Here is a 14,594-nt window from a genome sequence, read left to right on the forward strand (position 1 = left end):
TGGTGGCCGCTCTAGCGGCTCTGAGGGCAAAACGGCAGTGTCTGGTGCGCTGCGCGCGGCAAGGCTCCGCCCGCGCCTGCCGGGGAAGGCAGGCGGACTGGCAGAACGGAAAACAGGGTTGGAAAAAGCCGCGGCCCGGCGCGGGGGCTGCGGCTTGTGGGCTGGCTTGGGTGGCCTGCTGGCTTACTCGGCCTCGATCCCGGCGGCCTTGATCACCTTGCCCCACTTCTGGGTTTCAGCGGCCTGGAACTTGGCCAGTTCATCGGGCGTGGTCGTCCATGCCTCGGAGCCCGCGTTGTCGTAGAAGCTCTTGGCCGCAGCGCTCTTGGTGGCAGCCGTGAGCAGCTCGTTCAGGCGCGCCACCACCGGTGCGGGGGTCCCGGCCGGCACGTAGGCCGCAAACCAGTAGCCCATGTCGTAGCCCTTCACGCCGGCTTCGTCCAGCGTGGGCACGTCGGGCAGCTGGGCGCTGCGCTTTTGGGTGGAATAGCCCAGCGCACGCAGCTTGCCCGCCTTGACCTGGGGCACGCCCGTGGAGGTGTCGGTGATCATCAGATCGATCTGCCCGCCCAGCAGGTCGGTGATGGCCAGCGGGTTGCTCTTGTAGGGCACGTGCAGGATGTCCACGCTGGCCAGTTGCTTGAGCATCTCGCCGGCCATGCGGCTCGACGAGCTGCCGCTGCCAAAACTGAGCTTGCCGGGGTTCTTCTTGGCAAAGGCCAGCAGCTCGCCCACGTTTTTGTACGGCGCGGTGGCGTTGACTACCAGCACCTGCCCGCCCTTGCCCAGGCCGGTCACCGGCACAAAGTCCTTCACCGGGTCGTACGAGAGCTTCTTGTACAGATGCTCGTTGGCCGCATGCGTGGTGTTGGTGGTGATGAGCACGCTGTAGCCGTCGGCTGCGGACTTGGCCACGGCCGACGCCGCGATCATGCCGCTGGCACCGGCCTTGTTGTCGATGACCACCGCCTGCTTGGTGTCGGTGGTGATGGACTGCCCCAGCGCGCGCGCCAGCTGGTCGGTGGCGCTGCCGGCCGCGAACGGCACGACGAAGGTGATGGGCTTGGCGGGGTAGGCCTGCGCATGGGCAGCCCCGCCCTGCAGCGCGCCCAGCGCCAGCACGGCGACGGCCATCGCGTGGCGTCGGCCCAGGTTCAACAGCGAAGTGGATCGGTTCATGGTTGTCTCCTTGTGTATAGGTATGGAAAAGCGGGAAGGGAATCGGGAACCCGTCAAACAAGCGACGGCTACGGCGGCGGCCCGCCCAGGTGCGGTGCCAGCGCGGCGGGCACGGTGACGGGCATGTCCAGCATCAGGTAGCTCAGCGCCTTGCCGTGGCTGTCGAGGTTGAGCGAATCGTTCACGCCGCCGTCCAGCACATCGTCCAGCACGATGTTCATGGCCTGCAGCTGGGGCAGCAGGTAGCGCGTGACCTGGCGTGGCTGGCGCAGCGCGAACTGGCGGGACACGGCGGCTTCGGTGACCTGCTCGACCAGCACATCCCACAGCGCGGGGTGCCAGGCGATGACGCTGATGTTGGAGCGGTTGCCCTTGTCGCCGGTGCGGCTGTGGGCCAGGCGATAAAGCGGAACAGTGATGGTTGCCGTGGTGGCGGGCTGGGTTGCGGCCGGGGTTGCAGAAGTCATGGTGTGTGGTCCCTCAATCAACCATCTCGAAGCGCACGGCCACCGCATCGCGCGGCACCAGGCACGACACCGTGCCCAGGCGTGGGCGCATGGCGGTGCGCACCCCGCCGCCGCCCGCAGGCCCGCAGGTGTAGAGCGCGGTCACCTCGCGCACCAGGCGCTGGGCGCTGGCGTGGTCGCGGTGCTGCAGGGCCACGCGCAGGCGCACATCACGCACGTCGTCCCGGCCGTCGCCGCTGTTGCTGTTGCTATCGCTGGCGGGCGCATCGAGCCACCGGCTGGTGTCGTCGCCGAAGATGCTGGTCACGCCGATCAGGTCGATGCGCAGCGGGCCCAGGCCGGCCAGCCGCTCGCGCAGCACCTCGCCCGCCAGGCGCGCGCGGGCTTGGGCGCGCGGGCCGGCGTAGGAGATTTCGCCCTCGGCGAACCAGCCGGATTCAAAGCACACGTTGACCTTGAGCGTGGGGGGCTGCGCGTGGCCCTGCACGCCGGTGAGGCGCACGGCGTCGGTGCCCACGGCCTGCACGCGGGCCCGGGTGATGTCGGCCACCACGTCGGGCGTGAGGTAGGCCGCCGGGTCGTGCAGCTCGTACAGCAGCTGCTCCTTGACGGTGCGCTCGTCGATGCGCCCGCCGGTACCGGGCGGCTTGGTGATGGTGCAGTGGCCGTCGGCGTCGATTTCGGCGATGGGGTAGCCCAGTTGGGCCAGGCCCGGCACGTCCTTGTAGCCGGGGTCGGCAAAGTAGCCGCCCGTGACCTGCGCGCCGCATTCGAGCAGGTGCCCGGCCATGGTGGCGCGGGCCAGGCGGTCCCAGTCGTCCAGCGCCCAGCCGTAGTGCGCGAGCGCCGGGCCCAACACCAGGGATGGGTCGGCCACGCGGCCGCAGACCACGATGTCGGCCCCGGCGCGCAGCGCATCGGCGATGGCCTGTGCGCCGATGTAGGCGTTGGCGCTCACGATGGGCTCGGTGGGCATGGCGCTGCCCAGGGCGTCCTGCAGCAGCGCGCGGTGGGCCGGGCCGCTCAGGTCGTCGCCCTGCAGCACGGCGATGCGCGGGCGGGCCAGGCCCAGCTCGGCCGCCAGCGCTTGGATGCGGCGTGCGGCGCCGTGCGGGTTGGCCGCGCCGAAGTTGCTGACGATGCGCACGCCGTGCGCCAGGCACAGCCCGAGCACGGGGCGCAGCAGGTCGGCCAGCAGCGGCTCGTAGCCCGAATCGGGGTCGGTGCGGCGGGCCAGTTGCGCCAGGGCCAGCGTGCGCTCGGCCAGGGTCTCGAAGATGAGCACCGACGGCTGGCCACTGGCGATGAGCGCCTGCACCACGGGCAAGGCCGCGTCCGTGCGGTCGCCCGAAAAGCCGGCGGCGCAGCCGACCCGCAGATGGGTGTTGTTCGCCATGAATGTGTGTCTCCTGGGCACCACTGTAGAAACACTGCGGTATTCTGTGAAATCGATATTTATGATGAATCCATTTGCATTGCAGATAAATAGCCCTTGCGGGCTTTTCTGCCCTCGCCTTCACCCATGAGCACCGCCCACCTCTCCAGCCGCCAGATCGACGCCTTCATCGCGCTGGCCGAGCAGCGCAGCTTCACCCGCGCGGCAGCCCTGTGCCACCTGTCGCAGCCTGCGTTCAGCGCGCTGATCCGCGCGCTGGAGGACGACCTGGGCCTGCGGCTGTTCGACCGCAGCACGCGGCATGTGGACTTGACGCCCGAGGGGGACAACTTTCTGGAGTCGGCCCGCCGCATCCGCGCAGAGATCACCAACGCGCTGTCGGCCGTGCGCGATGCCGCCACGCTGCAGCGCGGGCGGGTGGCCGTGGCGCTGCTGCCGTCGCTGGCCGCGGGCTGGCTGCCCGCCGTGCTGGCGCAGTACCGCGCGGCGCACCCCGGCATCGAGATCGACATTGCCGACGTGCTGTCCGAGCCCTGTATCGAGCGCGTGGCCAGCGGCCATGCCGACTTTGCGCTGGCCGCCATCCGCGCCGACACCCCTGCCCTGCAGGCCGAGCCTTTTTGCAGCGACGGCTTTTACCTGGTGTGCCCCGCAGACCACCCGCTGGCGCGCCGGCGCAAGGCCATCACCGCGCAGGATCTGGCGGCCTGGCCCTTCATCCACCTGGCGCGCACCAGCAGCGTGCGCCAGTACCTGGAGGCCGCCCTGCACCCGCAGGCCATGCACACGCTGATGGAGGTGGAGCAACTGGCCACCGTGATGGGCATGGTGCGCGCAGGCCTGGGCATCAGCGTGGTGCCGGCGCTGACGCTGTTCCACTTCGAGCAGCCGGGGCTCGTCACACGCCCCCTGGCGCTGGCAGGCCTCACGCGGCAGATCTACCTGGTGCGGCGGCGCGACGAGAGCCTGTCGGTGGCGGCGCAGGCGCTGTACGCCCTGGTGATGGCGCATGCGCCCGTACCGGCGCAGCAGGCGCACCAACAGCAGCAACAGCACCGATAGCACCGATAGCGCAGGTGTATCCAGAAGTTGCTGTCTCCGATGGGGCTATAGGCAACTGGCCTACAAACCGGGGAGCCGGTGTCTTTATCATTGCGCGGAATCAACGGTGCCAGACCACCGCCCAGCGCACAAACCCATCACAGGAACTGGCACGCATGGCCAACGGCACATCCCACGTCAAGAATTTCATTTTGTCAGCCGGCGGCGAGATGGCCGGGCTCATTGCCGACTTTGACTGGAGCACCACCGACCTGGGCCCCATAGAGCAGTGGCCGCCCTACCTGACCGGCGCGCTGGTCAACATGCTGCGCTGCCCCATGCCCATTGCCACGCTGTGGGGCGAGCCGGGCGTGCTGATCTACAACGACCCGTACGCCGGCTTTGCGGGCGGGCGCCACCCCGGCCTGCTGGGCATGAACATCCGCGAGGCCTGGCCCGAGGCCGCCGACCTGAACGACCGCGTGCTCAAGGTCTGCCTGGCCGGCGGCACGCTGCATTACGACGACCAGGAACTGAGCCTGAACCGCGACGGCGTGTACCGCCCGCTGTGGGTGGACCTGAACTACTCCCCCCTGGTGGACGACCAGGGCACGCCGGTGGGCGCCCAGGCGCTGGTGGTGGAGACCACCGACAAGGTGCTGGCCGACCGGCGCCTGCTGATGGAGCGCGAGCGCTTTGCCACGCTGTTCGAGCAGTCGCCCAGCTTCATGGTGCTGCTGCAGGGCCCCACCCACCGCATCGAGCTGGCCAACCCCAAGTACCTGGAGATGGTGGGCGACCGCAGCCTGCTGGGCCGCACGGTGGCCGACGCACTGCCCGAAGCGGCCGAACAGGGCTATGTGGCCATGCTCGACGGCGTGTACTCCAGCGGCAAGGCGGCCACGGCCTACGGCGCCCGCTTCGACATCCGGCAGCATGCGGGCGAAGCGGTGAGCGAGCGGTACATGGACTTCGTGTACCAGCCGATCCGCGACACCTCGGGCACCGTGACCGGCATCTTCGTGGAAGGCCTGGACGTGACCGAGCGCGTGGCGGCCGAGGCCAAGCGCGACGCGCTGATCGAGTTCACCAGCCAGTTGCGCGGCTTGGACGACGTGGACGACATCAGCCTGGCCGCCGCCCGCATCCTGGGCCACACGCTCAAGGTCAGCCGCGCGGGCTACGGCCGCGTGGACCACGAGTCAGACACCCTGCATGTGCAGTGCGACTGGACGGCCCCCGGGGTGCAGACGCTGCAGGGCAGCCTCTGCCTGCGGGACTTCGGCACCTTTGTCGACGAGCTCAAGCGGGACGAGTTCGTGCGCGTGACCGATGCGCGGCTGGACACCCGCACCGCCATGGCCGCCGACGCCCTGGATGCGCTCAGCGGCCGCGCCTTCATGAACATTCCGGTGGTGGAGCACGGGCGCCTGGTGGCGGTGCTCTTCGTCAACCAGGACGACGTGCGCCAGTGGACCCATGAGGAGTGCGAGTTCATGCGCGAGATCGCGGCCCGCACCCGCACCGCCGCCGAGCGCGCGCGCTCCGAGGCCGAGCTGCGCACCAACGAAGCCCAGCTGCGCGAGATGAACGAGTCGCTGGAGCGCAAGGTGACCGAGCGCACGAACGAGCTGATGGAGGTCGAAGCCAAGTTCCGCCAGTCGCAGAAGATGGAGGCCATCGGCCAGCTCACCGGCGGCATCGCGCACGACTTCAACAACCTGCTGGCGGGCATGAGCGCCAGCCTGCAGGTGCTGGAAAAGCGCCTGAACGCCCGGAACTTCGACAACACCGAGCGCTACATCGGCATGGCGCAGGGCGCGGTGCGCCGCGCGGCGGCGCTCACCCAGCGGCTGCTGGCGTTTTCACGCCGCCAGACGCTGGACCCGCGCCCCACCGACGTGAACCGCCTGGTGGGCGGCATCGAAGAAATGGTGCGCCGCACGGTGGGCCCGTCGGTCGAGGTGGAGGTGGTGGGCGCGGGCGGCCTGTGGCTCACGCAGGTGGACCCGTCGCAGCTGGAGAACGCGGTGCTCAACCTGTGCATCAACGCGCGCGACGCCATGGCCCCCAACGGCGGCCGCCTGACCATCGAGACGGCCAACAAATGGCTGGACGACCGCGCCGCGGCCGAGCGCGAGCTGCCGCCCGGCCAGTACATATCGCTGTGCGTGACCGACACCGGCGTGGGCATGACGCCCGAGGTGATCGCCCGCGCGTTCGACCCGTTCTTCACCACCAAGCCCATGGGCCAGGGCACGGGGCTGGGCTTGTCGATGGTGTACGGCTTCGTGCGGCAGTCGGGCGGGCAGGTGCGCATCTATTCGGTGCCCGGCGAAGGCACCACCATGTGCCTGTACCTGCCGCGCTACATGGGCGAGGCCGACCAGGAGAACCCGCACGTGCAGCCCACCTTCGACCACCGCGCCGATGGCGAGGTGGTGCTGGTGATCGAGGACGAGGCCACCATCCGCGGCCTGATCGCCGAAGAGCTGGAAGACCTGGGCTACAACGTGATCTCGGTCGGCGACGGCCCCGCAGGCCTGCACGTGCTGCAGTCCGAACGCCGCATCGACCTGCTGCTGACCGACGTGGGCCTGCCCGGTGGCCTCAACGGCCGCCAGGTGGCCGACGCCGGGCGCGTGACGCGCCCGGACCTGAAGGTGCTGTTCATCACCGGCTACGCCGAGAACGCGGCGGTGGGCAACGGGCTGCTGGCTTTCGGCATGGAGGTGATCACCAAGCCGTTCGACGTGGCGGCGCTGGCGGCCAAGGTGCAGGAGATGATCGAGCGGTAGCGGTATCGGTGGTGGCGGCGCGCAGGGTGCGAGCGCGCTGCCGCGCCATCGAACGCACCTGTGCGGGGCCGTCATCAGCGACGGGGCGTCTTGAATGATGACTGGAACAATTCAAAAGATTCGGCGCTTCTTTGCACGGAAAGAGGGCGAATTCCAGATGGGATTCGTCGGCGCCTTGCCCTTGTGCAAGGTCCGGCTGCTGCAGCCCGAAGACATTGCGCAGTGCGAGCAGATCTACCAGCTCAACGAACCGCTGCACTTCCCGGCCGGGTTCTATCCGATGTTTGCGCAATGGCTGCGTGATGGAAAAGTGCTGATCGTGGTGATCGAGCAGGACAACGCGGTGGTGGCCGTGGGTGGCATGACGGCCGACCCCGTTGAAGGCCAGCAGTTTGTCACCCTCTCGTTCGGCATGGTGCACCCCGCGCACCAGCAAAAAGGGTTGGGCACCTTGCTGCTGCTATCGCGCATGGCCCTGCTGCGGCAGAACGCCACGCCGGCGCAGGTGCACATCACGACCGTGGGGGGCTCGGAAACCTTCTATGGCCGGTTCGGGTTCGCGTACCAGCACTCCCAGCAAGCCACGCCCGACTACCTGCAAAAGAGCTATGCCGTGAAGCTATCGACGGCGGACATCGACAAATGCGCGTTCGTCCTGGGGCACTACACCTGGATCCACCCCGACTTCTACACCACCAGGCTGCCGGGGTACCACGGCACCGGGTATTCATCGGCCTGATCTCCATCTGCCTTCAATCAGGCAGGTCGGCCGTGGAGCCTTGCGCCGGGTGCAGCGCTACCGGCGCGCGTAGCTCACGGTCAGCATCTCCCACTGGTGGCCGTCCGGCTCGTTCCAGTACACGATGCGCCCGCCATGGGCGGTGTCCACCTGCATGTCCACCGGCCCGTGCACTGCGCTGCGGTACGCAATGCCCGCTGCCTCGATGCGCGCCAGGATGGCGCTGAACTCGGCCTCGCTCACGCGAAAGCAGTAGTGGATGCGCGGGATGGGCGCCGGCCACTCGTCAAAGTCGAGGGTGAGGCCGTCGTTCACGAACACCGGCGCAAAGGGCCCCACGCCGGTGTCTGACCACGGCACGCCCAGCAGCCCCGCCAGCACCCGCGCGGCGGCGACCTTGTCCCGCGCGGGGACCAGAAGGTGATCGAGCTCGATGGGCATGGGAGACCTCCGCAGGGGTGCGCAGCACACAGGCTGCTGTGGGCCGCATTGTCTGCCCGGTGAGCGGCGGTCGCCACCTGCGGCGCATCAGCTCTTCTTCTTTTGCAGCTTTTTGAGGGTGGCCTCGAAGGCCTCCGCCACATCAGGCCGGGTTTCAGCGGACACGTCAAAGCGGCTGGCCAGCACGGCCGCATCGGCCTTGGTGCCCAACTGGCCAATGGCCTTGAAGACTTTTTTCATGAAAGCCGCGTCACCACCCAGGATGTGCTTTTCAAACCGCAGCAGGTCGATGATGGGGTCCACCAATTGCGGTGAATTCACCTTGCCCACCACGTCGAGCAAGCGCTTGTAGTGGTGCAGGTGGGCCTCGGAGAAGTCCCCGCGCTGGTTGAAGAACGCCAGGAACAGGTCGGCAAACACTGGCAGGGGTGCCTCTACCAGGATGCGTGCGATGGTGGCATGCTCGTGCTTCAATTTGCCCGCGTAGAACGGTTCGTACTCCGGGTAAAACGCCAGTTCGGCGTGAAAGCTCTGGGTCAGCGGGGTCACCAGGCGCTCGCCAAAGCTGCTCAGTACGGTCACCAACAGTTGGGACTCGTCCCAATAGTGCGGACGCAGGCCGTGGGTCACCATCGCATCGAACGCGCCAGGGGCCGGGTGTGCCAGCGCGCCGCGCACCATGTCCTCGTCGAAGTGCCCGTGCACGAGATTGGAGAATGCGTCACCCAACAAGGCCACATCGGTGACGGCGTAGAGCCGCGGCCAGTCCTCGGCCTCCATCAGCTGCGCGATGCGCGAGGCTTCGATGCTTGCCGCGTCGCGCACATACGGCTCCTCCGGCAACTCCAGCCCAAGGGCCGTTCGCTCGGCGCTCAGCTCATTGCTGACATGCATGCGCTGGTAGCGCCGGCCTGCCAGCGGCGCCAGCGTGGCCAGCGGGTTGTCATCGATCCACAGGGACTCCAAGGCCGTGCAACTTGCCAAGGGTGACAAATCAGTGATCCGGTTGCCGTCTGCATGCAGGCACCTGAGGGCGGGATAGCTGGCGACGAAGGACAGGTCGGTGATGCGGTTGCTCGACAGGTACAGGTTCTCCAGCCTGGGCAGGTCGAGCCCTGCCGGGAAGCGGGCGAGCTTGTTGTTCCACAAGAACAGCGTCTCAACGTTCAGGCCATTGAGCGCGTCGAAGTCGTTGAAGTCGCAATGCGCAATGGTCAGCGAGTTGAGATGAGGCAGCGACTTGAGTGCCTGCAGATTGGTGAACTGCATGCGCTCCAGGCTCAACCGCCGAAGTCCCTGGATGTGCGCCAGGCGCGACAAATCCACCGGCTGCGCGGTGCGGTTGCTGCGCAGGTCCATGTCCAGGACGTCATCGCAGCCCGCGATCTGGTCCAGATCGGCGTCGCTGAATTTCTCGAGATGAAGTTTGTCGGCATGGTTCAGCACGCGGACAGGGCTGTAGAGACGGTCGGTCCATTTGGGCTTGGTGGTCATGGGGTCGGGTGGTGACGGTGGGAAGGTGCCGGAAGGCGAACGGGCGCTTGTGCTCAAGCCGAGGTGTTGAGGTAGCGGGCGCACAGCTGCCCGATGGCGTCGCACAGCACGTCGGTGGCGGGCGGCGCGCCGGGCGCCATGGGCAGATCGATGGCTTCGCGGAGCACCCAGTCGTCGCCCTCCACCTGCGAGAAGCGCACGCGCATGATCGACCAATCGAACACGTGGACGCCCATTTCCACCGCGCCGCTGCGGCTGAGGTACGACTTGGTGCGAGACAGCCGCAGGCTGCGAGAGTAGTCGTCGTACTCCAGGTACAACGTGCCTGGCGGCACGCGCGGGTCCGCGCCCGATCCCAGCCGTGCGATCACGTCCTTGAGACAGGTGCGCAGCCACTCGGGGTACTGGCTGGGCTGCCAGTCGGTGGGTCCGTCGATGAGTGCAGGGGCACGGTCCCAGGTGGCGCGCTGGGCGACACCATCGGGCGCGGCCTTGGGCTTGGCGGGCTTTCTGGCTGGCGCCGAGGTGGTCAACGCTGCAACGCGGGGCTCGTGGTCGGTGCCCCTGAACAAGCGCACATCGGCCGCCAAGAGCTTGCCCTGGCCTGCGAGCGCCTCGGCCAGCACGGCGGCCACATCGAGGTTGCCGGCGCTGACGGCCAGGCGCAGCGGCGTGCGGCCGCGCGCGTTGGCGGCGGCCGGGTCCAGGCCCCAATCGAGCAGTTGGCGCGTGCTGGCGACAGGGTCGCCCATCCGATGCCAGGTGGTCGAGAACCCCGCGCGGCTGCGGGCCAGGCCGTCCACGTCGCCTGCGGCGTACATCAGCGCATTGGACCCATCGGGGTTGGTGGCCTGCACATCGGCGCCCCGGTCCTTCAACCACCGCAGCAGCGGCACGCTGCCGATGTACGCCGCCATCAGGAACGGCCGGTACATCGCGCGGTGCTCCAGCGCCTCCATGTCGGCGCCTGCCTGCAGCAGCATGTCGACGGCTTGGAAAACCGCATCGGCATGGCCTGGGCTCGCATCCTCGCGGAACGCCATGTCGAAAACCTCACCCCGCATCTCGCGCAGGCCCAAGGCAATACACAGCGCGGGGTCCTTGGTCTGGCGCGGGTCGCCGCCTGCGGCCAACACGAGGCCCAGTCTCTCCAGGGCACGCTCCTGGAAATAGGTGGCGAACTGCCGGCAGCAAACAGCCAGCGGCGTGGAATTGCGGTTCTTGCGCTTGTTGGGATCCGCCCCACGCTCCAGCATCAAGCGCAGCAGGGCGAGCTGGGCGTCCACGCGCCGGGCGGCACAGGCGGCGTCCGGGCCATCGGAGTACACCCAGTGGGCCTCGCAGACCCATTGCACGGCGGCATAGTGGGACACGCTGATGCGGTCCGGGTGCACGCCCGCACGGACCAGGCGATCGAGTTCGGCAACGATGGCATCGAAGCCGATGTCATAGTCCAGGGTGACAGAGGAGGAGGAAGTGGCCATGGAGGGCTATGAAGGGCTATGAATAGGTCAGGGTGAAAGATGCGGGCGGCCTCAGGCCTTGGACATCACCGCCAGCTCCTGGTGCAGCAGCAACTCCAGCTCGGCTGATTCGAACTGGTCTTGCAGCAGCGGGATGGCGAAGCGGTACTCGGCGTCGTGCTTGCGCAGCACATAGGCCAGCTGCAGGCGGGCCAGCGACTGGCGCAGGGCCTGGGCGTCGGCCAGGACGCCGTGGCCTTGCAGCAGCTGGGCCAGGGTGACCAGGCTGCTGTGCCCGGCCTGGGCGGTGTGGTAGACCACCACGCGGTCCAGGCGGCAGGCGGCCTCGTCGTGGCTCAGGCGCCCCCAGCCGGCCAGGGCGTCCTGCACCGGCTGCGAGGCCAGGGCCTGCGCGAGGTGGTGCGCCTCGATGGCGCGCTCGCTGGGTTGCAGCGCCTCCAGGCATTCCTGGCACAGGATGGCGACCAGGTTGGCACGCTGGCCGCTGGCGTCCACCAGCTTTTCCACCAGCGTGTCGCTCGCAAAACCCAGGCGCAGGCGGCGCAGCGGCTCGGTGGCCAGGTCGCGGCATGCGGCGCGCTCCAGACCGCCGATGGCCAGCACCTCGCCAAAGTTGCGCAGGGGGCTTTGGTAGTCGAGCACAGCGGTGGCGTACAGGTCCCAAAAGCCCGCGAGCATGAACCAGCAGCGCCCTTCTTCGCTCAGCGCCCGCAGGGTGGACAGCTGCGGGTAGCCGTTGTGCGACTCGTCGCGAAAGAACAGGTCGGCCTCGTCGATCAGCAGGTACAGGCGCTTGCCCTGGTACTGCGCCTGCAGGTGGTCCACGATGGCCTCGAGCGGGGTGTCGGCCGGCAGGCCGAACTGCAGCGCCATGCGCGGCGCCAGGCGGTGGTCGCGCAGCGACACGTAGTGGCACACGGTGTGCGGGTGGCCCTGCAGGCGGCGCTGCACGGCCTTGAGCAGGCTGCTCTTGCCCAGCTGGCGGCCGCCCACCACCAGGTAGTTGGCGGGCTCGCGGTTGATCACCCGGGCCAGCAGCTGGGCCCGGCCGAAGAACGAGCCTTCGCGCGTGATGCCGCCCCGCGTCTGGTATGGCGAGATGCGCGTGATGCGCAGCTGGGCCGCCAGCAGGCGCAGCAGCACCTGCAGGGCCTCGCCGCCCACCAGCCATTCGGTCTGGCTGGCGCTGTCCACCATCACATGCAGGTTGGCGTGGTCGGCCGCGTGCGCCTGCAGCAGGGGCATGGGGGAGTCAGCGCTGTGCGCGCTGAGCACCAGCAGCACGTCGCTGCCCGTCTGCGCGGCGCGCAACTGGCGCAGCACGGTGGCCTCGTCCACGCCGGGCGTGGGCACGAACACCAGACAGCGGTCCAGCGACACCGGCAGGTCCGGCGGAAACTGCCACTCGAACACCGGCCCCGGCAGCGCCCAGTCGCTGCTGGGCTGGCTGCGGGCGGACACGCGCTCGGCCAGCGCACGGACCAGGCCCTCCGCGCGTGCGTTCGCCGCGTCGGGCGGGCCCGGCTGCGCGCACTGCACCGCACGGCGCCAGTCCACCATGCGGATGTCGGCCGCGAGCAGCGTGGACTCGCGCCGGCCCGTCCAGCCCAGCAGGCGGTCGAGCCGGGGAAGGCGCGCCAGCGGCGTGCGGCGCAATCGCGCGGGCTGCAGCTGCGCGGGCCCGAGCAGCGGGTGCCGCGCCACCCAGACCACGGCGCCGGCCAGGAAGATGCCAGCACACCAGTAGATGAGCTGGCGCAGCGCCGCGAACGGGTCGCGCTCGGATGCCGGCACGGGCGTGAAGTCGTCCCCCTGCCCTTCCAGGCAGTTGATGGGCAGGTAGCCGCTCGGGATGGGCGGGCGCCCGGGGCGGCAGCTCCAGGTGGTGGTGCCGGGCTTGAGTTGCACGACCACCTGGGTGCCCGCGAGCTTGCCCAGCTCGGGGTTGGCCGCGATGTCGGCCTGCAGCACGTAGGGCTGGGGCGAGGTAACGCGCAGCTGCGGGTTGCCGATGGGGGGCGCGTATTTCTGGATGTCCTGCGGCCACGCATCCAGCTCGTTGTGGGCCTGCACCATGGCCACGCGCCACTGCACCAGTTCGCCCCAGACGATGCCTGCGTTCTCGGCGCCCAGCACCGAGCCGCGCGTGACCGGGTTGAGCTTGGGCGTGAGCAGCGCGCTGCCCACGAACAGGGTGATGGCCGCGATCAGGACCGCGCGCACCAGGGTCTTCGACGGCAGCGTGATCATGCGGCGGACGTGGAGGACTCCAGCACCATCAGCCCCGCTTCGCGGATGGTGGCGCTGCGCCAATACAGCCGCGCAGCATCGCCCGTGCCACGCACTTGCAGCAGGTTGCCCCAGAACAGGCGGCGCAGTTCATCGTCCTGCAGGTACGGGCGCGCGCGGCCCAGCTCGTCGGCCTGCAGCAGTTGCGCCAGGCGCTGGCGCGTGGCGGGGGCCTGGGCCAGCGGCAGCAAGGTTTGCCACAGGCGCGAGCTGCTGGCCAGGTGGCTGCGCAATGCGGCGGAGCGGGCCTGCACCTCATCCACGCCATGGTCCACCAGCCACTGCAGGCCCTCTTCGAACAGCGCGGGGTGGCCGCCGCTGATGTCCTGCAAGGCCGCCAGCACGGGCTGCGGCCAGGCTTGATCGGGCCAGCGGTGGCGGGCCAGGTGCGTGAGGTCTTCGAGCGACGGGTCGGGCCAGTGGTTGACCTGCGCGATGTTGAGCAGCGACAGGTCGCCGCTGCGGTACTTCAGGTCGGCCAGTGCCTCGCCGCCGCACAGCAGCAGGTGCAGGCGGCCGCTGTGCATCTCGCTCAGGCTGCGCAGGATGCCTGCCAGTGTCTCGCGCAGTGCGGGGGTGCCCTGCTCGAACCGGCTGACCAGGCAGAACAGGCGCTCGCCCGCCAGCAGGCGGCGCTCCAGCGCCGATTCGAATTCGTAGTCGGACGCCACATCGCCCAGCCCACACTGGCGGCCGATGGCGGCGAAGTATTCGGCCGGCACGGTGCTGACGCTGTAGGGCGGCTGGATGTGCAGCACCGCGCCATCGCCGTACTGCGCCTTGGCGCGCTGCAGCAGCTCTTGCCGAAAGGGCGGCTGGCCCCAGTGCGCGGGCGACAGCAGCAGCGAGATGGCATACGGCACGGCCTGCGCCAGCTGCGCGAACAACCGGTCCTGAAAGGCCGCGAACGGCTGCGCGGCGCCGGCCGACTCCGCCTGCAGCGGAAACTCGGGCTCGAAGCCTGCCGCGCTGAGCAGGCGGTTGGCCTCGGTCTCGGTCAGGCGCAGGTAGCGGGTGCAGGCCACCACTTTGTCGCGCGAGCGCGGGTTGGGTGCCGACAGGCCGTTGCGCCAGTTGTTGACGGCCTCGCGGCTCAGGCCGATTTCGGTGGCGACGCCGGAGGCGCTGGCACGGATGCGCCGCATGTAGACCGATAAAAGCTCAGCAAAAGAATCTTGGGCCATGGGCGAAAGGGGGTGGCGCACACACGCGCCGCGCAAGTTGAAACAAAGAAAAAAGGGCCGGCCGGCCACTGCCGATTGTGAT

General features: G+C 68.8%; 11 protein-coding genes. 3 read left to right on the plus strand and 8 right to left on the minus strand.

Going from position 1 to position 14,594, the window contains the following annotated elements; genetic code table 11:
* Positions 1-183: 183 nt before the first annotated feature.
* The 3 genes from ACSQ3N_RS16750 to ACSQ3N_RS16760 all read right to left on the minus strand — a co-directional run bounded on the left by ACSQ3N_RS16750 (position 184) and on the right by ACSQ3N_RS16760 (position 3,042).
* A complete protein-coding gene (locus ACSQ3N_RS16750) occupies positions 184-1,179 on the minus strand; it encodes a Bug family tripartite tricarboxylate transporter substrate binding protein (protein WP_436146860.1) in 996 nt (331 codons plus the stop codon).
* Positions 1,180-1,247: 68 nt separating this feature from the next.
* The gene (locus ACSQ3N_RS16755; protein ID WP_436146861.1) at positions 1,248-1,646 is read right to left on the minus strand and encodes an AtuA-related protein; all 399 of its coding nucleotides are present in this window, start codon (positions 1,644-1,646) and stop codon (positions 1,248-1,250) included.
* 13 nt (positions 1,647-1,659) lie between these two features.
* Positions 1,660-3,042 (minus strand): acyclic terpene utilization AtuA family protein, encoded by a 1,383-nt coding sequence (locus tag ACSQ3N_RS16760; protein ID WP_436146862.1) that lies wholly within the window; start codon positions 3,040-3,042, stop codon positions 1,660-1,662.
* A gap of 126 nt (positions 3,043-3,168) precedes the next feature.
* Here ACSQ3N_RS16760 and ACSQ3N_RS16765 point away from each other — a divergent pair, with 126 nt between their 5' ends.
* The 3 genes from ACSQ3N_RS16765 (at position 3,169) to ACSQ3N_RS16775 (ending at position 7,620) form a co-directional block, all read left to right on the plus strand.
* Positions 3,169-4,104: a LysR family transcriptional regulator gene (locus ACSQ3N_RS16765; RefSeq protein ID WP_436146863.1), complete on the plus strand. Its 936-nt coding sequence runs from the start codon at positions 3,169-3,171 to the stop codon at positions 4,102-4,104.
* A gap of 155 nt (positions 4,105-4,259) precedes the next feature.
* On the plus strand, positions 4,260-6,881 hold the full coding sequence (locus tag ACSQ3N_RS16770) for an ATP-binding protein (protein WP_056172103.1): 2,622 nt from the start codon (positions 4,260-4,262) through the stop codon (positions 6,879-6,881).
* Between the two features lie 94 nt (positions 6,882-6,975).
* Positions 6,976-7,620, plus strand: coding sequence for a GNAT family N-acetyltransferase (locus tag ACSQ3N_RS16775; RefSeq protein ID WP_436146864.1), 645 nt, complete (start codon positions 6,976-6,978; stop codon positions 7,618-7,620).
* Between the two features lie 57 nt (positions 7,621-7,677).
* On the opposite strand, the gene ACSQ3N_RS16780 is transcribed toward ACSQ3N_RS16775, so the two are convergent.
* From ACSQ3N_RS16780 to ACSQ3N_RS16800, 5 genes are all read right to left on the minus strand, one after another.
* On the minus strand, positions 7,678-8,061 hold the full coding sequence (locus ACSQ3N_RS16780; RefSeq protein WP_056172107.1) for a VOC family protein: 384 nt from the start codon (positions 8,059-8,061) through the stop codon (positions 7,678-7,680).
* 87 nt (positions 8,062-8,148) lie between these two features.
* Positions 8,149-9,555, minus strand: coding sequence for a leucine-rich repeat domain-containing protein (locus ACSQ3N_RS16785; RefSeq protein WP_436146865.1), 1,407 nt, complete (start codon positions 9,553-9,555; stop codon positions 8,149-8,151).
* Positions 9,556-9,608: 53 nt separating this feature from the next.
* The gene (locus ACSQ3N_RS16790; RefSeq protein ID WP_436146866.1) at positions 9,609-11,039 is read right to left on the minus strand and encodes a hypothetical protein; all 1,431 of its coding nucleotides are present in this window, start codon (positions 11,037-11,039) and stop codon (positions 9,609-9,611) included.
* Positions 11,040-11,090: 51 nt separating this feature from the next.
* The gene (locus tag ACSQ3N_RS16795; protein ID WP_436146867.1) at positions 11,091-13,289 is read right to left on the minus strand and encodes an ATP-binding protein; all 2,199 of its coding nucleotides are present in this window, start codon (positions 13,287-13,289) and stop codon (positions 11,091-11,093) included.
* Entirely contained in the window at positions 13,286-14,512 is a 1,227-nt protein-coding gene (locus tag ACSQ3N_RS16800; RefSeq protein WP_436146868.1) for a hypothetical protein, read from the minus strand. The genes ACSQ3N_RS16795 and ACSQ3N_RS16800 overlap by 4 nt, the downstream gene beginning before the upstream one ends.
* Between the last annotated feature and the right edge of the window lie 82 nt (positions 14,513-14,594).

Source organism: Acidovorax sp. LjRoot194 (assembly GCF_964253015.1).
Taxonomy (GTDB): Bacteria; Pseudomonadota; Gammaproteobacteria; order Burkholderiales; family Burkholderiaceae_C; genus Acidovorax.

What these genes read in the sequence shown, in the direction of transcription:
- ACSQ3N_RS16750 (WP_436146860.1), bottom strand. Translation starts at nt 1,179, where the DNA reads ATGAACCGATCCACTTCGCTGTTGAACCTGGGCCGACGCCACGCGATG.
- ACSQ3N_RS16790 (WP_436146866.1), bottom strand. Translation starts at nt 11,039, where the DNA reads ATGGCCACTTCCTCCTCCTCTGTCACCCTGGACTATGACATCGGCTTC.
- ACSQ3N_RS16795 (WP_436146867.1), bottom strand. Translation starts at nt 13,289, where the DNA reads ATGATCACGCTGCCGTCGAAGACCCTGGTGCGCGCGGTCCTGATCGCG.
- ACSQ3N_RS16760 (WP_436146862.1), bottom strand. Translation starts at nt 3,042, where the DNA reads ATGGCGAACAACACCCATCTGCGGGTCGGCTGCGCCGCCGGCTTTTCG.
- ACSQ3N_RS16770 (WP_056172103.1), top strand. Translation starts at nt 4,260, where the DNA reads ATGGCCAACGGCACATCCCACGTCAAGAATTTCATTTTGTCAGCCGGC.
- ACSQ3N_RS16800 (WP_436146868.1), bottom strand. Translation starts at nt 14,512, where the DNA reads ATGGCCCAAGATTCTTTTGCTGAGCTTTTATCGGTCTACATGCGGCGC.
- ACSQ3N_RS16785 (WP_436146865.1), bottom strand. Translation starts at nt 9,555, where the DNA reads ATGACCACCAAGCCCAAATGGACCGACCGTCTCTACAGCCCTGTCCGC.
- ACSQ3N_RS16765 (WP_436146863.1), top strand. Translation starts at nt 3,169, where the DNA reads ATGAGCACCGCCCACCTCTCCAGCCGCCAGATCGACGCCTTCATCGCG.
- ACSQ3N_RS16755 (WP_436146861.1), bottom strand. Translation starts at nt 1,646, where the DNA reads ATGACTTCTGCAACCCCGGCCGCAACCCAGCCCGCCACCACGGCAACC.
- ACSQ3N_RS16780 (WP_056172107.1), bottom strand. Translation starts at nt 8,061, where the DNA reads ATGCCCATCGAGCTCGATCACCTTCTGGTCCCCGCGCGGGACAAGGTC.
- ACSQ3N_RS16775 (WP_436146864.1), top strand. Translation starts at nt 6,976, where the DNA reads ATGATGACTGGAACAATTCAAAAGATTCGGCGCTTCTTTGCACGGAAA.